Below are 23,806 nucleotides of genomic sequence, written 5' to 3' on the forward strand. Positions count from 1 at the left end.
CTGCCGCCGCCCCTATATCGCCCAGGCTGCCTTGAGGCCTTCGTAGATGGCTTCTTCGGCTGTGCGCGGCGCCAGGCAGTCGCCGATGCGGCGGAATTCCACCAGGCCTTCCAGTTCCGCGGCGAGGTCGTCCACCGGCTGGTGGCCCTGGCACAGCACGAGGGTGTCGATGTCTTCGAAGATCATCGGTTCGCCGCTGGCGCTGTGCTGCAGGTAGACGCTGCTGTCGTCGCAGCCGTACAGCCGCGCGTAGGGGGTGATCTCGATGCCCAGGCGGTGCAGCTCGCCGGCCAGGTGGTCGCGCACGTACAGCGGCAGGTTCTCGCCGGCGTGTGTGCCGTTCACCGCCAGGCGCACCTGGTGGCCGGCGCGTACCAGTTGCTCGGCGATGCCGGGGGCGATCCAGTCGCAGCGCCAGTCGGTGACCAGCACCGAGCGGCCGACCTGCACTTCGCCGCGCAGCACCTGCCAGGCGTCCACCACCTGCAGTTCGCCGCCGCGCTCGAACGGCGGCCAGTAGGGCCTGGCGCCGGTGGCGACTATCACCAGGTCGGGTTTCTCGGCTTCCACCAGGGCGCGGTCGACGCGGGTGTTGCGGCGCACTTCCACGCCGGCCAGTTGCATCTCGCGCTGCAGGTTGGTGGAGGCGCCGCCGAACTCGGCGCGGCGCGGCAGCAGTTGCGCCAGGTTGACCTGGCCGCCGAGCTGCGCGCCGGCTTCGCAGAGGATCACCTCATGGCCGCGCTGGGCCGCCACCGCCGCGGCCTTCATGCCCGCCGGGCCACCGCCGGCCACCAGCACGCGCTTGCGCTGCACGGCCGGCTCGATGCGCCCGTACTGCAGCTCGCGGCCGGTTTCCGGGTGCTGGATGCAGGAGATCGGGTAGCCGCGGTGGAAGTGGCCGATGCACGCCTGGTTGCAGGCGATGCAGGCGCGCACGTCCTCGACGTGGCCGCTCTCGGTCTTGCTCGGCATCTGCGGGTCGCAGATCAGTGCGCGGGTCATGCCGCACACGTCGGCCTGGCCGCGGGCGATGATCAGCTCGGCTTCCTGCGGCTGGTTGATGCGCCCGGTGACGAACAGCGGGATGTCCAGGCGCGCCTTGAAGGTCGCGGCGTTGCTGGCCAGGTAGGCGGCCTCGATGGCCATCGGCGGGACGATGTGGATGGCGCCGCCGAGGGAGGCGGAGGTGCCGGCGACTATGTGCACGTAGTCCAGCTCGCCCTGCAGCGCCCGCACGGCCTGCAGCGATTCGTCCTCGGTGAGGCCCTCGGGGTCGCGTTCGTCGGCGGAAATGCGCAGGCCGACGATGAAGTCCTCGGCGGTGGCTGCGCGCACGGCGGCGACCACTTCGCGGGTGAAGCGCAGGCGCGCGTCGAGGTCGCCGTTGTAGCCGTCCTTGCGCTGGTTCACCCGCGGGTTGAGGAACTGCGCCGGCAGGTAGCCGTGGCTGGCCACCACTTCCACGCCGTCCAGCCCGGCCTGGTGCAGGCGCCGCGCGGCGGCGGCGTAGCCGGCGACTATCTCGTCGATCATGCGCTGGTCCAGCTCGCGCGGCATCACCCGGAAGCGCTCGTTGGGCGAGGCCGAGGCGGAGTAGGCCACCGCCAGCAGGCCGTCGCTGGACTCCATGATCTCGCGCCCGGGGTGGAAGATCTGCGACAGCACCACGGTGCCCTCGGCGTGGCAGGCCTCGGCGACGCGGCGGTAGCCGGGGATGCATTCGTCGTCGGTGGCCATCAGCACGTGGGAGGTGTAGCGGGCGCTGTCGTGCACCCCCGCCACCTGCATCACGATCAGCCCCACGCCGCCCTTGGCGCGGGCCTGGTGGTAGGCCACCAGTTGGTCGTTGACCAGGTTGTCGGTGGGCATCGAGGTGTCGTGCCCGGTGGACATGATGCGGTTCTTCAGGCGCTTGCCACGGATTTCCAGCGGGCTGAACAGGTGCGGGAAGGCATTCGTCACGGACTTCGTCCTTTCTTGTCGTTCTGCGGGAGGTCAGGCGTTGCGGGCCTGCCAGTCGACCGGGTAGAGGGCGTAGAACACGCAGGCCTTCTCGCCTTCGTAGGCCAGGGGCGTGCGCTCGGGCACCCAGATCACGTCGCCCGGCGCGGCCTCGATGACGCGCTCGCCCAGGCGCAGGCGGAAGTGGCCTTCCAGCACCACGATCAGTTCGTCGTAGAGCACCGTCCATTCGATGGAACAGCCGTCGAAGCGGGCCAGGCCGGCGCCCATGGTCTGGCTGTCGGCCGGGCCGATCAGGCGGCAGATGGCCGCGCGCTCCGGCGGCTGGCCGGCGTAGGGCTGGAACTGCAGGGCGGACTGCTGGAAGTGGATGACGTCGGGCACGGTGGGGACTCCTGGCGCTGGGTTTTGTTGTTATCCAAGTAACGCCATGGAAATTTACCTTCAGTAAAAAATCAACTTGTTTTTTTAAAAATGACTGGGTAGTTTCGTGTCCATGCCCCGTCGCCGACGGGGCATGCCCAGCGACGTACTCCACAACAACTACAAGAGGAGATGCGCATGAACCGTGCTCCACGGTGTCTTCCCGCGCCGGCTGCCCCACGCCGCAGCGCCCCTTCGCCTCTGACTGCCAGCTGCCATCCGCGAGTTGTTCCGGTACGCCCAACCCACCTCCGCCGTGCCACCGCGGTGGCCACGGTTCGCATTCACAGAGGGTCCGCTCGATGATTTCGCGCAAGAACGCTTTGCAACCCCTGCTGCTGCTCCTGGGACTCGGTCTCGGCAGCGCCCAGGCGCAGGATTCCATGGTCGTGGTCGGCTATGGCGGCACCGGGCAGAAGGCCCAGGACCTGGCCTTCTTCCAGCCCTTCGCCAAGGCCAGCGGGGCGCGCCTGACCCAGGCCGAGTACAACGGCGAGATGGCGCGCATCAAGGTGATGACCGACACCGGCCACGCCGACTGGGACGTGGTGCAGATCGAGGGCCCGGACCTGGCGCGCAACTGCGACCTGGGCATGTTCGTGCCGCTGGACTGGAAGCAACTGGGCGGCGCCGACCAACTGGTGCCCAACGCCGCCAAGGAGTGCGGTTCGGCTGCGCTGGTCTGGGGCGTGGCCATTGCCTACGACGCCGACAAGCTGAAGACCGCCCCCAGCGGCTGGCAGGACTTCTGGGACCTGCAGAAATTCCCCGGCAAGCGCGGAATGCGCAAGCGCGCGGTGTACAACCTGGAGTTCGCCCTGATGGCCGACGGCGTCGCGCCGGCGGACGTGTACAAGGTGCTCTCCACCAAGGCGGGCGTCGACCGCGCCTTCGCCAAGCTCGACCAGATCAAGCCGTCGATCCAGTGGTGGGAGGCCGGCGCCCAGCCGCCGCAGTGGCTCGCCGCCGGCGACGTGGTGATGACCACCAGCTACACCGGGCGCATCGCCGACGCCCACAAGAGCGGGCGCAACCTCGACCTGGTCTGGCCGGGCGCGCTGTACGGCATGGACTACTGGGCGATCATCAAGGGCTCGCAGCACGTCGACCTGGCCAAGCGCTTCATCGCCTTCGCCAACCAGGCCGACGCCCAGGTGGACTACGTGCACAACATCCCCTACGGCCCCACCAACAAGCAGGCCGCCGAACGCCTGCCGCAGGACCTGGCGCGCTGGGTACCGACCGCGCCGGCGAACATCAAGGTGGGCCTGGCCATGGACGACGAGTTCTGGGCCGACCATGGCGAGGAGCTGGAGGAGCGCTTCAACGCTTGGGCGGCGCAATAGGTCAGGAGCGGCTGCAAGCTACAAGCTACAAGCTGCAGGCAAGAGCGAAGAGCCGGTCCCCCTGTAGGAGCGAGCTTGCTCGCGAACCAAACCCGGCACCGTGCCTGCCCGGTTCGCGAGCAAGTTCGCTCCTACGAAGAGCTCCGCACATGCTCTTCCCTGTAGCCCGAACAACAAGAGGAACCCCGGCATGACCATCCCGATGCCCTCCCGTGAAACCTGCTCCGCCGAAGAGTGGAAGCTGCGCGAGGAGCTGGCCGCCTGCTATCGGCTGATCGCCCATTTCCGCATGAGCGACCTGATCTTCACCCACATCTCCCTGCGCCTGCCCGGGCCGCAGCATCATTTCCTGATCAATCCCTATGGGCTGATGTTCGACGAGATCACCGCCTCCAGCCTGGTGAAGATCGACCTGGACGGCAATCCGGTGGAGCCGACGCGCTACAAGGTCAACCCGGCCGGCTTCGTCATCCACAGCGCCATCCATGCCGCCCGCGAGGATGCCCGGTGCGTGCTGCACACCCACACCCGCGCCGGCTGCGCGGTGGCCTCCCAGGCCGGGGGGCTGTTGCCGCTGAACCAGATGTCGATGGAGTTCTACGGGCGCCTGGGCTACCACGACTACGAAGGCATCGCCCTGTCCTTCGACGAGCAGCAGCGCCTGGTGCGCGACCTCGGCGACCACCTGGGGATGATCCTGCGCAACCACGGCCTGCTGACCGTGGGCGAGAGCGTGAAGCAGGCGTTCCTGCGCATGTACTACCTGGAGAAGGCCTGCGACATCCAGGTCGCCGCCCAGGCTGGCGGCGAGCTGGTGATCCCGCCGGACGCGGTGTGCCGGCGCACCGAGCGCCAGTTCAACGAACCGGCGCGGCCGCAGGCCGAGGGCGAGCTGAGCGACCCGGATGGCTACGACCTGGCCTGGGAGGCGCTGCTGCGCATGCTCGAGCGCACCGCGCCGGACTACAGGAACTGACGTAGGGCGTATAACCGTTCGCGGTTATACGCCGCCTGACCGTGCCGGTGTCCACGCCAAGGTCGACCTCGAGCGGTCCGCAACCCCGCCCTGCGCCCCTGCATGGAAATGACGTGGGTGGGGCGGTGTAGGAGCGGATCTCATCCGCGATCCGCGCCGGAACCTCCGGCTATCGCGGACAAGGTCCGCTCCTACGGGGGAGGCATACCGTGCCTCCCAGCAACCTGTAGGAGCGGGCCCTGCCCGCGATTTCGCGCGCAGGGCGCGCTCCTACATGGGCACGGCGTTGGGGCATCCGGTTATCGCGGGCGGAGTCCGCTCCGCAAACAACAAGCCCGGCTTTCGCCGGGCTTGTCGTTCATTGCTGGGTCCGTGCCTTGCTGCTGCTTTCCAGCTGCTGCTCGGCGGCCTTGGCCAGGTCCGGCGGGAGGAAGTCCTTGTCCGGGTTGTAGTCGGCCTTGAGGTAGGTGCCCAGGGCCTGCAGGTCGGCCGGGCTGAGGGTGCCGGCGGTCTGCTTCAGGCGCAGGTTGTCGAGGATGTAGTCGTAGCGCGCGTTGTTGTAGTCGCGCACGGCGCTGTACAGCTGGCGCTGGGCGTCGAGCACGTCGACGATGTTGCGGGTGCCGACCTGGTAGCCGATCTCGGTGGCTTCCAGCGAGCTCTGGTTGGAGATGATCGCCTGGCGCCGCGCCTTCACCGTCTCCACGTCGGTGTTCACCGCGCGGTGCTGGTTGCGCGCGTCCTGCACCACCTGGCGGCGCTGGCTTTCGCGCAGTTGCTCGCTCTGGTTCAGGCGCTGGTACGACTCGCGCACCTGGGAGCTGGTCAGGCCGCCGCTGTAGATCGGGATGTTCAGCTGCACGCCGACGCTGGTCTGGTCCACCCACTTGCCATAGGTGGGGCCGGTACCGCTGTTGGTGAAGCCCAGGGCGTCGTTGTCGCCCTTCTGGTACTGCACCACCGCGTCCACGGTCGGCAGGTGCCCGGCCTTGCGCTGGCGCAGCGTTTCCTCGGCGGCGGTGACCGCGAAGTTGCTGGCCTGCAGGGCGATGTTCTGCTGCACCGAGGTGTCCACCCAGGCCTTGGCGTCGTTGGGCGTGGGCACCACCACCGGCAGCGAGTGGAGGATGCCCTCGATGCCGCTGTAGTCGCGGTTGGTGAGCGTCACCAGGGCCTGGAAGGCATCTTCCACGGCCTGCTCGGCGACGATGCGGTTGGCCCGCGAGGTGTCGTAGCCGGCCTGGGATTCGAGCACGTCGGTCTTGTCCGACAGGCCGACGTCGAAGCGTTCGTTGGACTGGTCGAGCTGGCGCTTGAAGGCCGCTTCCTCGGCCTTGCTGGCGGCCAGGTTGTCCTGGGCGCGGAGCACGCCGAAGTAGGTCTCGGCGGTCTGCAGTATCAGCCGCTGCTGGGTGGCGGAGAATTCCAGCTGGGCCTGTTCGCTGATGTTTTCCGCGGCCTTGAGCTGGAACCAGCGGTCGGCGCGGAACAGCGGCTGGCTGAGGCTGGCCTGGACCAGCTGGCTGCTGCGGTTGAGGGTGGCGTCCGGCGTGTCCAGCGAGGTGCGGGTGTTGCCCAGGCTGCCGCCGGCGTTGATCTGCGGCAGCAGGCCGGAGCGGGCCTGGGGCACGACTTCCTTGCGCGCCAGGTAGTCGGCCTGGGCGGCGGCGAGGTCGGCGTTGTTGTCTACGGCATCCTTGTAGACGTTGATCAGGTCGGTCTTGCTCGGCAGTGGAGCGACGCTCGACGTGGGCTGGGCTGCCCAGACGAAACCTGTGGAGGCGGCCACGGCGACAGCCAGGGAGAGTCTGCGCAGCATTCGTTCGTCCTAGAAAGTGTGCGGGTGGGGCAAGGCTACGGTCGCCCCGATTGGCGGTCAAGGCGCCATCTTGGGGCAATTCGTTGCAGGAGTGTAGTTGCCGGTGTGTGACCGCGAAGTCGCTTCGGATACTTTCGGCCCGGCGGCATTGGCCAAGCACCGAACTCTTGTTTAGACTGCGGACGTTCTTGTCGGGGTGCCCCATTGCGAGGGGCTGAGATCGGATAGTTCCGGATCCCGTTGAACCTGATCGGGTTAGCACCCGCGTAGGGAACAAGAAGTCCGCGTCCCCAGTGCCTTTCCGGCCGGCCCCAGCCCTTCCCGGACGCGTCCTTTCTCCGCAGTGCCTTGCGGCTCCCGCGTCACCCAGGTTCTCCCGACAATCAACCCAGGAGAGCCAGGATGAGCACCCAGAAGAACAACGTCACCCGCCTTGAACAGCTCGACCGCCAATCGGCGCAGCCCTTCCCCAACTCGCGCAAGGTCTACCTGACCGGCTCGCGCCCGGACATCCGCGTACCGGTGCGGGAAATTTCCCTGGCCGACACGCCCACTGCCTTCGGCGGCGAGAAGAACCCGCCGGTGTACGTCTACGACACTTCCGGCCCCTACACCGACCCGGCCGTACGCATCGACCTGCGCAAGGGCCTGCCCGACGTGCGTTCGCGCTGGATCGACGAGCGTGGCGACACCGAGATCCTCCCCGGGCTGACCTCCGAGTTCGGCAAGGCGCGCCTGGCCGACGCCAGCCTCGACGCCCTGCGCTTCGCCCACGTGCGCACCCCGCGCCGGGCCAAGGCCGGGCGCAACGTCACGCAGATGCACTACGCGCGCCAGGGCATCATCACCCCGGAGATGGAATACATCGCCATCCGCGAGAACATGAAGCTGCAGGAAGCCCGTGCCGCTGGCCTGCTCGACGCGCAGCACCCGGGGCAGAGCTTCGGCGCCAGCATCCCGCAGGAGATCACCGCCGAGTTCGTGCGTGACGAAGTGGCCCGCGGCCGCGCCATCATCCCGGCGAACATCAACCACACGGAACTCGAGCCGATGATCATCGGCCGCAACTTCCTGGTGAAGATCAACGGCAACATCGGCAACAGCGCGCTGGGCTCCTCGATCGAGGAAGAGGTGGAGAAGCTCACCTGGGGCATCCGCTGGGGCGCCGACACCGTGATGGACCTGTCCACCGGCAAGCACATCCACGAGACCCGCGAGTGGATCCTGCGCAACAGCCCGGTGCCGATCGGCACCGTGCCCATCTACCAGGCGCTGGAGAAGGTCAATGGCATCGCCGAGGACCTGACCTGGGAAATCTTCCGCGACACCCTGATCGAACAGGCCGAGCAGGGCGTGGACTACTTCACCATCCACGCCGGCGTGCTGCTGCGCTACGTGCCGCTGACTGCAAAGCGCGTCACCGGCATCGTCTCCCGCGGCGGCTCGATCATGGCCAAGTGGTGCCTGGCGCACCACCAGGAGAACTTCCTCTATACGCACTTCGAGGACATCTGCGAGATCATGAAGGCCTACGACGTCAGCTTCTCGCTGGGCGACGGCCTGCGCCCGGGCTCGGTGGCCGACGCCAACGACGCCGCCCAGTTCGGCGAACTGGAAACCCTCGGCGAGCTGACCCGCATCGCCTGGAAGCACGACGTGCAGGTGCTGATCGAGGGCCCCGGCCACGTGCCCATGCACCTGATCAAGGAGAACATGGACAAGCAGCTGGAATGCTGCGACGAGGCGCCGTTCTACACCCTCGGCCCGCTGACCACCGACATCGCCCCCGGCTACGACCACATCACCTCGGGCATAGGCGCGGCGATGATCGGCTGGTTCGGCTGCGCCATGCTCTGCTACGTCACGCCCAAGGAGCACCTGGGCCTGCCGAACAAGGACGACGTGAAGACCGGCATCATCACCTACAAGATCGCCGCGCATGCTGCCGATCTCGCAAAAGGCCACCCGGGCGCGCAGATCCGCGACAACGCCCTGTCCAAGGCGCGCTTCGAGTTCCGCTGGGAAGACCAGTTCAACCTCGGCCTGGACCCGGACACCGCCCGTGCCTTCCATGACGAGACGCTGCCGAAGGACTCGGCCAAGGTCGCGCACTTCTGCTCCATGTGCGGGCCGAAGTTCTGCTCCATGAAGATCACCCAGGAAGTCCGCGACTACGCCAAGGAGAACGGCCTGACCGACGAGCAGAAGGCCATCGAGGCCGGCTTCCAGGAACAGGCCGCGCGCTTCAAGGATGAAGGTTCGGTGATCTACAAACAGGTCTGAAGAATGGCGGCAGGCTTCAGGCGGCAGGCTGCAGGCAGGAGCGAAGCGCTCGCCTGGCACCGCCTGTGGCCTGTAGCCTGCCGCCTGTAGCCAATTTTTCCCTTGAGCCTTGCATCCATCGTGACCAGTTTCCCTACGACCAATTATTCCCCGGCCATCGCCGTTGGCGCCGCCCAGCGCGTGCTCGGCCTGCGTGACCTGTTTTCCCTGTGGTTCTCCCTCGGCATCGGCCTGATGGTGCTGCAGACCGGCGCGCTGCTGGCGCCCGGCCTGGGCCTGGCCGGCTCGCTGCTGGCGATCTTCCTCGGCACCCTGGTCGGCGTGCTGCTGCTGGCCGCCGCCGGGGTGATCGGCAGCGACACCGGGCTGGCCGCCATGGCTTCGCTCAAGCTCAGCCTCGGTGGCCACGGCGCGGCGCTGCCGGCCGTGCTCAACCTGCTGCAGCTGGTGGGCTGGGGCGCCTTCGAGGTGATCGTCATGCGCGACGCCGCCAGCCTGCTGGCCGCGCGTGCCTTCGGCGAGGGCAGCCTGTGGACCAGCCCAGCCCTGTGGACCCTGGTGTTCGGCGCCCTGGCCACCCTGCTGGCGGTCAGCGGGCCGCTGGCCTTCGTTCGCCGCGTGCTGCGCAAGTGGGGCATCTGGCTGCTGCTGGCGGCCTGCGTCTGGCTGACCTGGGACCTGCTGCGCCGTGCGGACCTCGCGGCCATCTGGGCCCGCGGCGGCGACGGCTCGCTGCCGCTGGCGGTGGGCTTCGACATCGCCATCGCCATGCCGCTGTCCTGGCTGCCGCTGATCGCCGACTACTCGCGCTTCGGCAAGCACGCCGGGCAGGTATTCGGCGGCGCCGCCCTGGGCTTCTTCATCGGCTGCTTCTGGCTGATGGGCCTGGGCGTGGCCTACACCCTGGCGTTCGCCCAGGGCAGCGACGCCAACGCCCTGCTGCTGGCCCTGGCCGGCGCCGGCATGGGCATCCCGCTGCTGCTGATCCTGCTCGACGAGTCGGAGAAGGCCTTCGCCGACATCCACTCGGCGGCGGTCTCAAGCGGCATCCTGGTGCCGCTGAAGGTCGAGCACCTGGCGTTGATCATCGGCGTGCTCTGCACCCTGATCGCCTGGTTCGCGCCGCTGGCGCAGTACCAGAACTTCCTGCTGCTGATCGGCTCGGTGTTCGCGCCGCTGTTCGGCGTGGTGCTGGTGGACCACTTCCTGCTGCGCCGCCGCGCCGCCGCCGAGATTCGCCCAGGCCTGCGCTGGGGCTCGCTGCTGGCCTGGGCCGGTGGCGTGGTCACCTACCACCTGCTGGCCAACTACGCGCCGGACCTGGGCGCCACCCTGCCGGCGCTGCTGGTGGCCGGGGTGCTGCAACTGCTGCTGGGGCGCCTCGGCGCCAGGGGCTGACCGGCCTGCCGGCCGGATCGCGGACAAGGTCCGCTCCTACAGTCTGCAATGAGGTACGGCGTTTCCCGTAGGGCGAATAACCGTTCGCGGTTATCCGCCGTTGGCCGGAGCACCGATGCCCGACGACGGCGGCGGATAACGCCTTGGGCGTTATGCGCCCTACAGGTTGACGCCGAGCTTCGCGTTCATGCCGGACTGCCCCCTCTCCCGCTTGCGGGAGAGGGTTGGGGAGAGGGGACGGCATCAACCCGAAGCACGGTGCCGCCGGTGAGCGCCGTTCGCGGACAAGGTCCTACAGTCTGCAATGAGGCACGGCGTTTCCCGTAGGGCGTATAACCGTTCGCGGTTATCCGCCGTTGGCCGGAGCGCCGGTGCCCGACGACGGCGGCGGATAACGCCTTGGGCGTTATGCGCCCTACAGGTTGACGCCGAGCTTCGTGCTCATGCCGGTGAACGCCATTCGCGTCTACCCCACCACCGTTGCCCCATCTGTAGGAGCGCGCCCTGCGCGCGATTCGCGGGCAGGGCCCGCTCCTACGGTTCCAGGGAGGCACTGCCGTAGGAGCGGACTCCGTCCGCGATTGGGCGCCCGGCTACTGCGCCCCACGCCCCGGGAAATAGTAGGGCTTCACGATCCCATTGAGCCGCGGATAGGGAATCTTCAGCTCCGGGTGCCCGACCGAGTGCGGGGCGATGCGGTCGATGTCGTACTTCAGCGTCAGCGCGCCAAAGGTCAGGGCGAAGTGCGGGGTCTTCTGGAACGGCCAGTCCCTGAGGAAGTTCGCGTCCTGCTCCACCAGCTTGTTCTGCACCACCCAGGCCTGGTGGGCCAGGCGCGCGGTGTCCCAGAACGCCTGTTCCTGGCCGGGCAGCAGCACGTCCTGCAGCGTCAGCACCTTGTGCAGGCGGCGGTCGTAGTTGATGAAGGCGCGGCCCGGGCGGCCATACTCTCCACCGGTGAAGACGTAGCTGGACAGTTCGAGGATCACCAGGCCGTCATGCTGCTCGCGTATCTTCGCCTGCAGGTAGCTGCTCCAGCCCGGCTTGGCGCTGGCCAGGAAATCCCGCTCGTAGCCGGCGAGGCTGGCCGGGCGCGGGTCGTCCGGGGTTTCCCGGGTGAGTTCGAGTAGCTGCTGCTCGATGGCGGCGTCGAGCGCGGGTTCGCCGTCGAAGCCCAGTGTGTCCAGGTTGAACAGCGGGCACTGCTCGCCCTGGCAGCCCGGCTGCAGGTGTTCGAAGGTGGTGTGGCGGGCGCTCAGCGGGTCGCCCAGGCCCGGGCCGAAGAGGCTCTGGCAGCCGCCGAGCGCCAGCAGCAGGCCCGCGGCGGCAAGGGTTTTCAGAAAATGCATGGGAGTCCTTCTTTGCGTGTCCGGCGGCGATCGGCCGCGCGGCTTGGAGCGGCGAAGCCGCGCCGGGTTCGCCGCGCCGCCGAGTGTAGCAGTGTCGCGCGGCTCCCCGCCGGGCGGTGGCGGAAAGAGGCTGCACGGGGCACGGCGTCGCGCTAGGATGGCGCGAAGTTCAACCGATCAGCGAGTGTGTGGGATGGCGGATATCTTCAAGGCGGGCCCGGACGATGTGGAGATCACTCGGCGCGAGGAATGCTTCCGCGGCTTCTATCGCATCGAGCGTCTGCACCTGCGTCATCGCCAGTTCGCCGGCGACATGGGGCCGCTGATCAGCCGCGAGCTGTTCGTCCGCCACGATGCCGTCTGCGTGCTGCCCTACGACCCGCACCGCGACGAGGTGGTGCTGATCGAGCAGTTCCGCGTCGGCGCCATGGAGGCTGGGGTCAACCCCTGGCTGCTGGAGCTGGTCGCAGGCTTGATCGACAAGGACGAGGAGCCCGAGGAAGTCGCTCGCCGCGAGGCCGTGGAAGAAGCCGGCCTGCAGCTCGGCGCGCTCTGGCCGATCAGCCAGTACCTGCCTTCGCCGGGCGGCAGCAACGAGCTGGTGCACCTGTTCGTCGGCCGTTGCGACAGCAGCCTGGCCTCGGGCATCCATGGCCTGGAGGAGGAGGGCGAGGACATCCGCGTCCACGTGCTGGCCCTGGAAGATGCCCTGCAGGCCGTGCGCGACGGGCGCGTCAACAACGCCGCGAGCATGCTCGCCCTGCAATGGCTGGCGCTGAACCGTGCCGAGGTCCGTGGGCTATGGGTGTGAACCTGCTGCGCGAGCGCTACCGCGTCGACCTCGCCGGGCTGCAGGCCACCTGCGAGGCCAACTACCTGCGCCTGATGCGGTTGCTGCCGGACATGCGCGAGGTGCAGTCGCAACGCCGCGTGGCGCTGAGCGAGGGCGAACGCCTGCTCGGCGTGCTGGCCCTGGAGGTGATCGAGGCCTGCCCCTACACCACCACCCTGCAGGTGCGCCAGGAGCTGGGCCTGCCCTGGCTGCCCGCGCCGCGCCTGGAAGTGCGCGTCTACCATGACGCGCGCATGGCCGAAGTGGTTGGTGCCGAGCAGGCGCGCCGCCTGCTGGCCATCTACCCTTATCCGAACCAGGCCATGCACCAGCCGGACGAGAAGAGCCAGCTCAACCTCTTCCTCGGCGAGTGGCTGAGCCATTGCCTGGCCTGCGGCCACGAGCTGGAGCCGGTGCTGCAGCGCTGAAACATGGGTAGTGGCACTGCGCCATGATAGAATGTCGTTCGTCTGGCCGACGGCGAGCTTACTGTGAACTGTGACTCTTTCCCGGTTTGCCCGGCACCGGGGCTGTCACCATACTTCCTTCAACGACGACGCCTCGCCTGACAGGAGAAGGCGCATTGCCTGCGAAAGAATTTTCCTCAAATGAGCCGGTGCTGCTGGTGCAGCTCTCCGACAGCCATCTGTTCGCCGAGCATGATGGCCGACTCCTTGGCATGGATACTGCGGACAGCCTGAAGCAGGTGGTGAAGCGGGTTCTCGAGGAGCAGCCGCAGGTCGACCTGGTCCTGGCGACTGGTGATATCTCGCAGGACGGTTCCGTGGAATCGTACCGACGTTTCCTGGATATCTGTTCCAGCATCCAGGCGCCGAGCCGCTGGTTCCCCGGCAACCACGACGAGCTGGCGCCCATGCGCGAAGTCTGCGCCGACAGCGACCGGCTCGACCCGGTGCTCGACCTGGGCGCCTGGCGCATCGTCCTGCTCGACTCCACCATTCCCGGCGCGGTGCCCGGGCAGGTGTCCGCCGAGCAGCTCGCCCTGCTGGACGAGGCCCTGCACGGCGCGCGCGAGCGCCACGTGCTGGTGGCCTTCCACCATCACCCGGTGAGCATCGGCAGCCAGTGGATGGACCGCATCGGCATCCGCAACCCGCAGGACCTGTTCGCCGTGCTCGACCGCCACCGCCAGGTGCGCTGCCTGCTCTGGGGCCACGTGCACCAGGAGATCGACCGCCTGCGCGGCGACGTGCGCCTGCTGGCATCGCCTTCCACCTGCGTGCAGTTCGCCCCGGGCAGCGAGGACTTCGGCGTGGACAGCCTGGCGCCGGGCTACCGCTGGCTGCGCCTGCTGCCCGATGGCGGCGTGCAGACCGGCGTGTCGCGGGTCACCGGCATCGATTTCCAGGTGGACTACAGCGTCCAGGGCTACTGACGCGTGCGGCTTGCAGGCAGCGGCTCGCTGCTTGTAGCCTCCCGCACCATGACCGACATCCTCTATATCCACGGCTTCAACAGTTCCCCGGCCTCGCAGAAGGCCCGCCAGCTGATGGCCGTCATGGGCCGCCTGGGCTTGCAGGCGCACCTGCGGGTGCCCGAGCTGCACCACCACCCGCGCCAGGCCATGGCCCAGCTCGAGGCGGCCATCGGCGAGCTCGACCGGCCCTTGCTGGTCGGCAGTTCCCTGGGCGGCTACTATGCGACCCATCTTGCCGAGCGGCATGGCCTCAAGGCCCTGCTGATCAACCCGGCGGTGCTGCCCCACGGCCGTTTCGACGGCTACCTGGGGCCGCAGAAGAACCATTACAGCGGCGAGGAGTGGGTGCTGACCCAGGAACACGTCGACGCCCTGGCGGAACTCGAAGTGCCGCCGCCGGTCGATGCGGCGCGCTACCAGGTGTGGCTGCAGACCGGCGACGAAACCCTCGACTACAAGGTGGCCGCGGTGTTCTACCGGGCCTGTGCCTTGCGCATCGAGGCCGGCGGTGACCACAGCTTCCAGGGCTTCGCTCGCTGGCTGCCGGCGCTGCTGGCCTTCGCCGGGGTGCCGGCGAGCCGCTGGCACGACCTCGATTTCTCCACTTTCGACTGAATTTGCTGACTGAAAAGGGACCCCATGGCCCAGCAGAACGCCTATACCGCAGAAGCCATCGAAGTCCTCTCCGGCCTCGATCCGGTGCGCAAGCGCCCGGGCATGTACACCGACACCACGCGGCCCAACCACCTGGCCCAGGAAGTCATCGACAACTCCGTGGACGAGGCCCTGGCCGGCCACGCGAAGAGCGTGCAGGTGATCCTCCACGAGGACAACTCGCTGGAAGTGATCGACGACGGCCGCGGCATGCCGGTGGACATCCACCCCGAAGAGGGCGTGCCGGGGGTCGAGCTGATCCTCACCAAGCTGCACGCCGGCGGCAAGTTCTCCAACAAGAACTACCAGTTCTCCGGCGGCCTGCACGGCGTGGGCATCTCGGTGGTGAACGCGCTTTCCACCCAGGTGGAAGTGCGCGTCAAGCGTGACGCCAACGAATACCGCATGACCTTCGCCGACGGCTTCAAGGCCAGCGACCTGGAAGTCGTCGGCAGCGTCGGCAAGCGCAACACCGGTACCACCGTGCGCTTCTGGCCCGACCCGAAGTATTTCGACTCGCCGAAGTTCTCCGTCAGCCGCCTGAAGCACGTGCTCAAGGCCAAGGCCGTGCTCTGCCCGGGGCTGCTGGTCAGCTTCGAGGACAAGAGCAGCGGCGAGCGCGTCGAATGGCACTACGAGGACGGCCTGCGTTCCTACCTGGCCGACTCGGTGTCCGAGCTGCCGCGCCTGCCGGAAGAGCCCTTCTGCGGCACCCTGGCCGGCAGCAAGGAGGCGGTGGACTGGGCCCTGCTGTGGCTGCCCGAGGGCGGCGAGTCGCTGCAGGAAAGCTACGTCAACCTGATCCCCACGGCCCAGGGCGGCACCCACGTCAACGGCCTGCGCCAGGGCCTGCTCGACGCCATGCGCGAGTTCTGCGAGTTCCGCAACCTGCTGCCGCGCGGCGTGAAGCTGGCGCCGGAAGACGTCTGGGAGCGCATCGCCTTCGTCCTCTCGATGAAGCTGCAGGAGCCGCAGTTCTCCGGGCAGACCAAGGAGCGCCTGTCCTCCCGCGAGGCCGCGGCCTTCGTCTCCGGGGTGGTCAAGGACGCCTTCAGCCTGTGGCTCAACGCCAACCCCGAGCTGGGCCTGCAGCTGGCCGAACTGGCCATCAGCAACGCCGGCCGCCGCCTCAAGGCGGGCAAGAAGGTCGAGCGCAAGAAAATCACCCAGGGCCCGGCGCTGCCTGGCAAGCTGGCCGACTGCGCCGGCCAGGACCCGATGCGCGCCGAACTCTTCCTGGTGGAGGGCGACTCCGCCGGCGGTTCGGCCAAGCAGGCGCGGGACAAGGAGTTCCAGGCGATCATGCCGCTGCGCGGGAAGATCCTGAACACCTGGGAAGTGGACGGCGGCGAAGTCCTGGCCAGCCAGGAAGTGCACGACATCGCCGTGGCCATCGGCGTCGACCCGGGCGCCGCCGACCTGACCCAGCTGCGCTACGGCAAGATCTGCATCCTCGCCGACGCCGACTCCGACGGCCTGCACATCGCCACCCTGCTGTGCGCGCTGTTCGTCCGCCACTTCCGCCCGCTGGTGGAAGCCGGGCACGTCTACGTGGCCATGCCGCCGCTGTACCGCATCGACCTGGGCAAGGAAGTCTTCTACGCCCTCGACGATGCCGAGCGCGACGGCATCCTCGACCGGCTGCTGGCCGAGAAGCGCCGCGGCAAGCCGCAGGTCACCCGCTTCAAGGGCCTGGGCGAGATGAACCCGCCGCAGCTGCGCGAAACCACCATGGACCCGAACACCCGGCGCCTGGTGCAGCTGACCCTGGAAGACGCCGAGGGCACCGTCGAGATCATGGACATGCTGCTGGCCAAGAAGCGCGCCGGCGACCGCAAGTCCTGGCTGGAGACCAAGGGCAACCTGGCCGAGGTCCTGGCCTGATGCGCCGCTTCCTGGCCGCCCTGGCGGCCGTGCTCGGCTGCGCCCAGGCCCTGGCGGACGCACCCGCGGTGGGGCAGGGGCCGGCCCTGCAGTTCCTTTCCGAGCACGCGGTGGAAGGCATGCCCGGCGGCAACCTGTCGGGGCTGGCGCTGTGCGGCGGCGAGCTGTGGACGGTATCCGACCGCGACGACGACCGCCTCTACGGCCTGCGCCCGGACGAAGCCCCGGGCAGCGTCTGGCACGCCCGCGCCGAGACCTTCAGCGTGCCCGGGCTGCCCGACAGCGGCCTGTCCTGGGGCGCCCGCGCGCGCACCTGGCTGTACGGCCTGGTGCGCGGTGGCGCCCTGGATTTCGAAGGCGTCAGCTGCGATGCAAAGGGCAACCGCTACCTGGTCAGCGAGGCCTATGCCGGCGTTCTGCGGGTGCCGGAGGCCGGCGCCGCGCAATGGCTGGAGCTGCCGCCGACTCTGCTGCGCCAGGCGCGCGCCAGCGGCCTGCTGATGGTCAACAACGCCTACTACGAAGGCCTGGCCATCGACGCCGACGGCAAGCGCCTGTGGCTCGCCGCCGAACGCCAGCGCCGCGGCCTGCTGCGCCTGCGCAACGACAACGGCAGCTGGAAATGCGACGGCGCCTGCGTGCTGCTCAGCGAGGGCGGCACGGCGCTGCCGCCGCCACAGCTGGAAAGCGACAAGCCGCTGGCCCTGGACTTCTCCGACCTGGCGCTGTACCAGGGCAAGCTGTTCACCCTGGAACGCCTGGTCCACCAGGTCTGCCGGCGCAACGCCGACAGCGGCGCCGCCGAGCGCTGCTGGTCGTTCGCCGACGGCGCCCTGGCCCCGCAGCGCCGCTACGCCTTGCCCTATGGCGTGGCCGAGGCCCTGGTGATCGACGACAAGGGCGCCTGGATCGGCCTGGACAACGGCGATGCGGCGCGCGCCGACGGCGATGCGCGGCCCTACGTGTTGCGCTTCGCCGCCCCGGCGGAGGGCTGGCTGGGTGGCAAATGAGCGAAGCACAACCCGGACGCCGCCTCGGCAAGGCCATGATGCTGCTCGCCTGGCTGGCCGGCATCGGCCTGGCCACGCACTTCTTCGGCCTGTGGGAAAAGCGCCAGCACAACCCCAACGTCCAGCCGCAGTCGCTGCACGGCGACGGCTACGTGGAACTGCGCCTGCTGGGCAACCGCCAGGGCCACTACGTGTTCGACGGGCTGATCGACGGTACGCCGGCGACCTTCCTGCTGGACACCGGCGCCAGCGCCGTGGCCGTGCCGGAAGCACTGGCCCTGCGCCTGCAGCTGCAGCGTGGCGCGCCCATCGACCTGGACACCGCCAACGGCCGCACCCGGGGCTGGCGCACGCGCCTGCAGCGCCTGGAGCTTGGCGACATCCTGCTGCGCGACGTGCCGGCGATCATCGCCCCGGGCATGGGCGGCAACGAGGTGCTGCTCGGCATGAGCGCCCTCAGACAACTCGAATTCTCCCAGCGCGACGGCACCCTGGTGCTGCGCCAGAACACTTCCCCGTGAGGCACGCATGAGCGAAACCCTCGATCTGAGCCTGGAAGGCGTGGAGCGCCGCTCCCTCGCCGAGTTCACCGAACAGGCCTACCTGAACTACTCCATGTACGTGATCATGGACCGCGCCCTGCCGCACATCGGCGACGGCCTCAAGCCCGTGCAGCGGCGCATCGTCTACGCCATGAGCGAGCTGGGCCTGGACGCCGACTCCAAGCACAAGAAGTCGGCGCGCACCGTCGGTGACGTGCTGGGTAAATACCACCCCCACGGCGACTCGGCCTGCTACGAGGCCATGGTGCTGATGGCCCAGCCGTTCTCCTACCGCTACCCGCTGGTGGACGGCCAGGGCAACTGGGGCGCGCCGGACGATCCCAAGTCCTTCGCCGCCATGCGCTACACCGAGGCGCGCCTGTCGCGCTACGCCGAGACCCTGCTCTCCGAGCTGGGCCAGGGCACCGCGGACTGGGTGCCGAACTTCGACGGCACCCTGGAGGAGCCGGCGGTGCTGCCGGCGCGGCTGCCCAACCTGCTGCTCAACGGCACCACCGGCATCGCCGTGGGCATGGCCACCGACGTGCCGCCGCACAACCTGCGCGAAGTGGCCGCGGCCTGCGTGCGCCTGCTCGACCAGCCGGACGCCGGCGTCGGCGAACTGCTCGAGCACGTGCAGGGCCCGGACTTCCCCACCGAGGCGGAGATCATCACCCCGCGCGCCGACCTGCAGAAGATCTACGAAACCGGCCGCGGCTCGGTGCGCATGCGCGCCGTGTACCGCGTCGAGGACGGCGACATCGTGGTCACCGCGCTGCCGCACCAGGTCTCCGGGGCCAAGGTGCTGGAGCAGATCGCCGCGCAGATGCAGGCCAAGAAGCTGCCGATGGTCGCCGACCTGCGCGACGAGTCGGACCACGAGCACCCCACCCGCATCGTCATCATCCCGCGTTCCAACCGCGTGGACGCCGACGAGCTGATGACCCACCTGTTCGCCACCACCGACCTGGAAAGCTCCTACCGGGTGAACCTCAACGTCATCGGCCTGGACGGCAAGCCGCAGGTCAAGGACCTGCGCCAGCTGCTGACCGAGTGGCTGACCTACCGCACCGACACCGTGCGCCGTCGCCTGCAGTTCCGCCTGGACAAGGTGGAGAAGCGCCTGCACCTGTTGGAAGGCCTGCTGATCGCCTTCCTCAACCTCGACGAGGTGATCCACATCATCCGCACCGAGGAGCAGCCCAAGCCGGTGCTGATGGAGCGCTTCGCCCTCACCGACGTGCAGGCCGACTACATCCTCGACACCCGCCTGCGCCAGCTGGCGCGCCTGGAAGAGATGAAGATCCGCGGCGAGCAGGAAGAGCTGGCCAAGGAACGCGCCAAGCTGCTGGCGATCCTCGGTTCCAACGCCAAGCTGCGCAAGCTGGTGCGCGACGAGCTGATCGCCGACGCCGAGGCCTATGGCGACGACCGCCGCTCGCCGATCGTCGAGCGCGCCGAGGCCAAGGCCCTCTCGGAAACCGAACTGATGCCCACCGAGCCGGTCACCGTGGTGCTCTCCGACAAGGGCTGGGTGCGCTGCGCCAAGGGCCACGACATCGACGCCGAAGGGCTTTCGTACAAGGCCGGCGACACCTTCAAGGCCGCCGCGCCCGGGCGTTCGAACCAGTACGCGGTGTTCATCGACTCCACCGGGCGCAGCTACTCGCTGGCGGCCCACAGCCTGCCGTCGGCGCGTGGCCAGGGCGAGCCGCTGACCGGCCGCCTGACGCCGCCGCCGGGCGCCAGCTTCGAGCGCGTGCTGCTGCCCGAGGACAGCGCCCTGTACGTGCTGGCCTCGGACGCCGGCTATGGCTTCGTGGTCAAGGGCGAGGACATGCAGGCCAAGAACAAGGCCGGCAAGGCCCTGCTCAGCCTGCCCAACGGCGCGCAGGTGATGGCCCCGCGGCCGGTGGCCGACGTCGAGCAGGACTGGCTGGCGGCGGTGACCACCGAGGGCCGCCTGCTGCTGTTCAAGGTCTCCGACCTGCCGCAACTGGCCAAGGGCAAGGGCAACAAGATCATCAGCGTACCGGGCGAGCGCGTGGCCAGCCGCGAGGAATACCTGACCGACCTGGCAGTTCTGCCGCCGGGGGCGACCCTCGTGCTGCAGGCCGGCAAGCGCACCCTGTCGTTGCGCGGCGACGACCTGGAGCACTACAAGGGTGAGCGCGGCCGGCGTGGCAACAAGCTGCCGCGTGGCTTCCAGCGGGTCGATGCACTGCTGGTCGAGTCGCTGTCTCAGGACTGAAACGCTCTGCGATACACTCTGCCTCTGGAGCTATGGCGCCGGTTAAGGGATGATAGGTCCCTTTGACACGGGCGCCTTGGCTCCATTGTCGTTTTGGTTAGTGGTTTTTTGTAGCAAGTGACGCCGATCTTCGGCGAATTAACGGTGATTGCACGATGAGCGCCCTGCGCGTCCTCGCATGTCTTTCCCTCGTCGGCCTCCTCGGGCTGGCGGGCTGTACGGTGAATCGACCGACCCAGCTGTACCAACTGGACGCCGGGGCGACCCCGGTGCCCACCCGCGACAACGGTATCGCCGTACTGCTCGGGCCGGTGCAACTGGCCGACTACCTGCAACGTGAGTCCATGGTCCAGCGCCAGGCCGATGGCATCCTCAACCTGTCCACCGAGGCGCGCTGGGCTGGCAGCCTGGAAACCAACGTCAGCCAGTTGCTGGTGCGCCAGTTGTCCAGCAGCCTGGACACCACCCGCCTGGCGCTGTTCCCGGAGCAGCCGGGGTTCACCCCGCAGGTGCAGGTGATGCTGACCATCAGTCGCCTGGATTCCGGTCCGAAGGAGCCGGCGGTGCTGGATGCGCGCTGGCGCCTGCTCGACCAGAAGGGCGCGCTGCGCGACAGCCGCGTGTTCCATGAAGAGGAAAAGCACGACGGCAGCCTGCAGGATCAGGTCCGCGCGCAGAGCGAACTGCTGCGCCGCCTGGCCGGGCAACTGGCCCAGGACGTGCGCCCGGTGGCGGTGGCCGCCGAGCAGCCGGCGGCGCCACGCAAGCCGGCCGCGGCCGCCGAACAGGCCGCCAAGCCCAAGGAAGAAGGGCCGAAGATGCCGTTGGTGGTGCCCATCCACAACAACGCCGAAGTCTTCCGCTTCTGATCGCCGACGGCCCGCGGGTGTCCTGCCCGCGGGCCGCTCTTCGTTGACGAATTCTTGACCATGACGGTGCTAACAAGGCTGCGGTTCTGCCGGCGCCGTTGATCGGAATCCCTTCGGTTGGCGCCCGGCGGGGGTAGGTCCTTGCCACCGTCCATCTCCTTGTCGCCCTTGCCCTCCAGGCTGGCCAGCCTGGGCCCGGCCGCCCGCGCCTGGCTGCTGGGGCTGCTCGCCCTGCTGCTGTTCTGCGCCCAGGCCAAGGGGCGGGCGATCATCGGTTTCGACTCGCGCTTCGTGCTGTTCGCCCAGGAGATGCTGCGCCACGGGCCGAGCCTGTTCCCCACCACCTACGGCGAACCCTACCCGGACTACCCGGGCACTTCGACGTTGCTGATCTACCTGCTGTCGCTGCCTTTCGGCCGCGTCGACAGCCTGGGCGCCTGGCTGCCCTCGGCGCTGGCCGCGGCGGCCGTGGTGGCCCTGGTGTACCGCCTGCTGGAGCCGACCTCGCAGCGCTGGGCGCTGTCCGCCGTGGCGCTGTTGCTGCTCACCGCGACTTTCGTCAGCGAGACCCGCGCGGTGTCGCTGGACCAGATGGTCTCGGCCCTGGCCCTGGGCGCCTTCTACCTCGCCCGGCGCGACCACGGGCGCCCGCTGCCGCCCTTGCTGGCGCGGCTGGGGGCGCTGCTGCTGGGTGGCTTCCTGGTCCGCGGCCCGCTGGGCCTGGTGATTCCCGCCGCGGCGGTCTGCGCCTTTTGGTTGGCGGCGCGGGATTGGCGCCGGCTGCTGGTCTTCGGCCCGTTCGCCGCGGCCCTGCTGGTGCTCGCCTGCCTGGCGCTGCTGGGCGCGGCCCGGCTGAGCGGCGGCCCCGGCTTCGTCCGGGAAGTGCTGCAGATGCAGGTCATCGGCCGTCTCGACGGCAGCGCCGGGGCCAGCTCGCCCTTCTACTACTTCCTTAGTGCGCCCGGCAATTACGCCCTGGCCTTCCCCCTGGCGCTGCCGGCGCTGTTGCTGCTGCCCGGCGCATGCGGGCGGGGTGAAGACGAGGGCACCCGGACCCTGCTGCTGGCCTGTGTCCTGGCTGCGCTGCTGGTGATGCTCGGCCTGTCCGTGCCCCAGGCCAAGAAGGCCCGCTACATCCTGGCGGCGGCGCCCTACCTGGCGATAGTCGCCGCCTACCCCTTCCAGGTGGCAGGCAGCCGCCTGGCTTCGGCGTTGCGCTGGGTCATGCAGGCCCTCTGGGCAATCCTGCCCGGGGTGCTGGCGCTGGCCCTGGCATTCGCCTGGCGGCGACTGGGCGGGCACTTGCAGGGCTATCACCTCGCCCTGTACGGCACCCTGGCCTTGTTGCTGGTCCTGCAGGGCTCTGCCCTGTGGATGCTGCGCCACCCGCGGCTACGGGCGCCGGGGCTGGCCGGCTGCGCCGTGCTGGCGCTGTGGGCGGCCTACATCCTCGCCTTCGAGCCCATGGAGCGCGGGCTGTACGGCACGCGCGCCTTCGCCCTGGCTGCCGACGCGGCCATGGCCGCCAGGCCGGCGCCGGTGGTTTTCGTCGGCCTGGGCAGGGACGCCAAGGCGATCAAGTACCTGGTCAACCTCGACCACGACCTGGCGCCGGGCTTCATCGACCAGGACAGCCAACTGCAGGGGCTGCAGGGTCCGCTCTACCTGGTGATGTCGGCCGCGCGCCGGGATGCCTTGCGGGCGTCGTCAGTGGCTGGCCTGAAGCCCCTGGTAGCGGCGGATTTCGACCATGAGCCCCATGTGCTGCTGTACCTGCCCGCAGCGCAGCAGGCGCACGAATGAAGGGCGGGGTGGGGTAGGGCTGGAGGGCTGCAAGGCCGGCCACCCCGCGGGGCGGCCGGCCTTCGGCTCAGGAGGTGCGCAGGGCGCGCATGCGGGTGAGCTGGCGTTCCAGCATCGACGGGTAGGGTTCCTTCAGCCATTCCACGCAACTGGCCTCGGCCGGGTTGGCGATGGCGCGGACGCGGGCGCGTTGGCGCACCTGCTCGTCCTCGGCGATGACACGCTCGATCAACAGCAGGTTGCGGCTGTGCTGGCTGAGGTTCAGGGCGTTCTGCACGGCGCTTTCCTGCAGCAGTTCGGCCTGGGCCAGTTCCGCCAGTTCGTCGCCCTGGGTCAGGCCCAGTTGCAGTTGCAGGGTGATGCCGCTGTCCACCACCTCGATCTGCAGGGCGTGGCCGAGGGCGCGCATCAGCTCGCCGCAGCACAGGGCGTGGGTGAGGTAGTCGTCGTCGTCGCGGGCGTGGAAGAGGATCAGGCTGCCGCCGTCGCTGAGGGTGAACAGCTGGCCCTTGTACAGGCGCGCGGCCTGCTCCAGGCAGTCGCGGTAGCGTTCCAGCAGGTCCACCAGGCGGCTGCGCGGCAGGCGCCGCAGCTGCTCCTGGTTGCCCAGCTGCACGGCCAGCACGGCGCAGGGGTTGGGCAGCACCGGCTCGGGTTCTTCCTCGGCGGTTTCCTCGGCCTCGTCAGCTTCTTCGGCGAAGTCCTCGGAAAATTCCTCTGCGGCCAGGGGCGCTTCTTCGTGCAGTTCGTCCTCGGCGAAGATGTTCTCGTCGAACTCATGCTCGTCGCGCGGCAGGTCGAGGCGGGGTTCGCGCTTGTCGTCCGGCTCGCCGACGGTTTCGCCCTCTGCGTCCTTCTCGACGGGGTCTTTCGCGGGCTTCGCCGGCGCCGGTGCGGCGGCCTTCGGCGCTGCCTTGCGGGGCGCGGGGGCGGGCGCAGGTTCCGGGGCCGGCGGCTTCTCCGG

The 23,806-nt window shown here is 68.8% G+C and carries 18 protein-coding genes, 1 pseudogene and 1 riboswitch; of the genes and pseudogenes, 14 read left to right on the forward strand and 5 right to left on the reverse strand.

All coding sequences use genetic code 11. The features are described 5' to 3' along the window. Positions 1–12 precede the first annotated feature (12 nt). Both DK254_RS02160 and DK254_RS02165 read right to left on the reverse strand, forming a co-directional pair. The gene (locus DK254_RS02160) at positions 13–1,965 is read right to left on the reverse strand and encodes an FAD-dependent oxidoreductase (RefSeq protein ID WP_109931891.1); all 1,953 of its coding nucleotides are present in this window, start codon (positions 1,963–1,965) and stop codon (positions 13–15) included. Positions 1,966–1,998: 33 nt separating this feature from the next. After that, positions 1,999–2,349 carry a cupin domain-containing protein gene (locus DK254_RS02165; protein ID WP_089389959.1) on the reverse strand — a complete coding sequence of 117 codons (351 nt, stop codon included), beginning with the start codon at positions 2,347–2,349 and terminating at the stop codon, positions 1,999–2,001. Between the two features lie 341 nt (positions 2,350–2,690). Between DK254_RS02165 and DK254_RS02170 the strand changes: the two genes are divergently transcribed. Next, complete coding sequence (locus DK254_RS02170) at positions 2,691–3,734, forward strand: ABC transporter substrate-binding protein (RefSeq protein ID WP_109931893.1); 1,044 nt, start codon at positions 2,691–2,693, stop codon at positions 3,732–3,734. A 190-nt stretch (positions 3,735–3,924) separates the two neighbouring features. Then, the gene (locus DK254_RS02175) at positions 3,925–4,710 is read left to right on the forward strand and encodes a class II aldolase/adducin family protein (protein WP_109931895.1); all 786 of its coding nucleotides are present in this window, start codon (positions 3,925–3,927) and stop codon (positions 4,708–4,710) included. Between the two features lie 358 nt (positions 4,711–5,068). Here DK254_RS02175 and DK254_RS02180 read toward each other — a convergent pair whose 3' ends face one another. After that, entirely contained in the window at positions 5,069–6,529 is a 1,461-nt protein-coding gene (locus DK254_RS02180) for a TolC family outer membrane protein (RefSeq protein ID WP_109931897.1), read from the reverse strand. A 182-nt stretch (positions 6,530–6,711) separates the two neighbouring features. Next, positions 6,712–6,819: riboswitch (TPP riboswitch) on the forward strand. Positions 6,820–6,931: 112 nt separating this feature from the next. Here DK254_RS02180 and thiC point away from each other — a divergent pair. After that, positions 6,932–8,812, forward strand: a complete 1,881-nt coding sequence (gene thiC, locus DK254_RS02185) for a phosphomethylpyrimidine synthase ThiC (protein WP_109931899.1) — start codon at positions 6,932–6,934, stop codon at positions 8,810–8,812. Between the two features lie 120 nt (positions 8,813–8,932). Further along, positions 8,933–10,210, forward strand: coding sequence for a putative hydroxymethylpyrimidine transporter CytX (gene cytX / locus DK254_RS02190; RefSeq protein ID WP_177412008.1), 1,278 nt, complete (start codon positions 8,933–8,935; stop codon positions 10,208–10,210). A gap of 593 nt (positions 10,211–10,803) precedes the next feature. On the opposite strand, the gene DK254_RS02195 is transcribed toward cytX, so the two are convergent. Further along, positions 10,804–11,559, reverse strand: coding sequence for an RsiV family protein (locus tag DK254_RS02195; protein ID WP_109931903.1), 756 nt, complete (start codon positions 11,557–11,559; stop codon positions 10,804–10,806). A gap of 193 nt (positions 11,560–11,752) precedes the next feature. Between DK254_RS02195 and DK254_RS02200 the strand changes: the two genes are divergently transcribed. The 10 genes from DK254_RS02200 (at position 11,753) to DK254_RS02245 (ending at position 22,842) form a co-directional block, all read left to right on the forward strand. Continuing rightward, entirely contained in the window at positions 11,753–12,370 is a 618-nt protein-coding gene (locus tag DK254_RS02200; protein ID WP_109931905.1) for an NUDIX domain-containing protein, read from the forward strand. Further along, a complete protein-coding gene (locus DK254_RS02205; protein ID WP_009613530.1) occupies positions 12,361–12,819 on the forward strand; it encodes a DUF1249 domain-containing protein in 459 nt (152 codons plus the stop codon). The genes DK254_RS02200 and DK254_RS02205 overlap by 10 nt, the downstream gene beginning before the upstream one ends. 155 nt (positions 12,820–12,974) lie before the next feature. Further along, entirely contained in the window at positions 12,975–13,787 is an 813-nt protein-coding gene (cpdA, locus tag DK254_RS02210; protein WP_089389968.1) for a 3',5'-cyclic-AMP phosphodiesterase, read from the forward strand. 48 nt (positions 13,788–13,835) lie between these two features. Continuing rightward, positions 13,836–14,444 carry a YqiA/YcfP family alpha/beta fold hydrolase gene (locus DK254_RS02215; protein WP_089389969.1) on the forward strand — a complete coding sequence of 203 codons (609 nt, stop codon included), beginning with the start codon at positions 13,836–13,838 and terminating at the stop codon, positions 14,442–14,444. A gap of 24 nt (positions 14,445–14,468) precedes the next feature. After that, positions 14,469–16,367: a DNA topoisomerase IV subunit B gene (gene parE, locus DK254_RS02220; RefSeq protein WP_089389970.1), complete on the forward strand. Its 1,899-nt coding sequence runs from the start codon at positions 14,469–14,471 to the stop codon at positions 16,365–16,367. After that, on the forward strand, positions 16,367–17,377 hold the full coding sequence (locus DK254_RS02225) for an esterase-like activity of phytase family protein (RefSeq protein ID WP_109931907.1): 1,011 nt from the start codon (positions 16,367–16,369) through the stop codon (positions 17,375–17,377). Before parE ends, DK254_RS02225 begins: the two co-directional genes overlap by 1 nt. Next, on the forward strand, positions 17,374–17,898 hold the full coding sequence (locus DK254_RS02230; protein WP_089389972.1) for a TIGR02281 family clan AA aspartic protease: 525 nt from the start codon (positions 17,374–17,376) through the stop codon (positions 17,896–17,898). The genes DK254_RS02225 and DK254_RS02230 overlap by 4 nt, the downstream gene beginning before the upstream one ends. 7 nt (positions 17,899–17,905) lie before the next feature. Next, positions 17,906–20,170: a DNA topoisomerase IV subunit A gene (gene parC, locus DK254_RS02235; RefSeq protein WP_109931909.1), complete on the forward strand. Its 2,265-nt coding sequence runs from the start codon at positions 17,906–17,908 to the stop codon at positions 20,168–20,170. 155 nt (positions 20,171–20,325) lie between these two features. Next, positions 20,326–21,039 (forward strand): membrane integrity-associated transporter subunit PqiC, encoded by a 714-nt coding sequence (locus DK254_RS02240; RefSeq protein ID WP_089389974.1) that lies wholly within the window; start codon positions 20,326–20,328, stop codon positions 21,037–21,039. A gap of 159 nt (positions 21,040–21,198) precedes the next feature. Further along, positions 21,199–22,842, forward strand: a complete 1,644-nt coding sequence (locus tag DK254_RS02245; protein ID WP_256595778.1) for a glycosyltransferase family 39 protein — start codon at positions 21,199–21,201, stop codon at positions 22,840–22,842. Positions 22,843–22,909: 67 nt separating this feature from the next. Here the strand turns inward: DK254_RS02245 and DK254_RS02250 are convergent. Then, positions 22,910–23,806: pseudogene (locus DK254_RS02250) on the reverse strand (histidine kinase); the annotation flags it as partial.

Source organism: Pseudomonas sp. RW407, assembly GCF_003176655.1.
Classification (GTDB): domain Bacteria; phylum Pseudomonadota; class Gammaproteobacteria; order Pseudomonadales; family Pseudomonadaceae; genus Pseudomonas; species Pseudomonas delhiensis.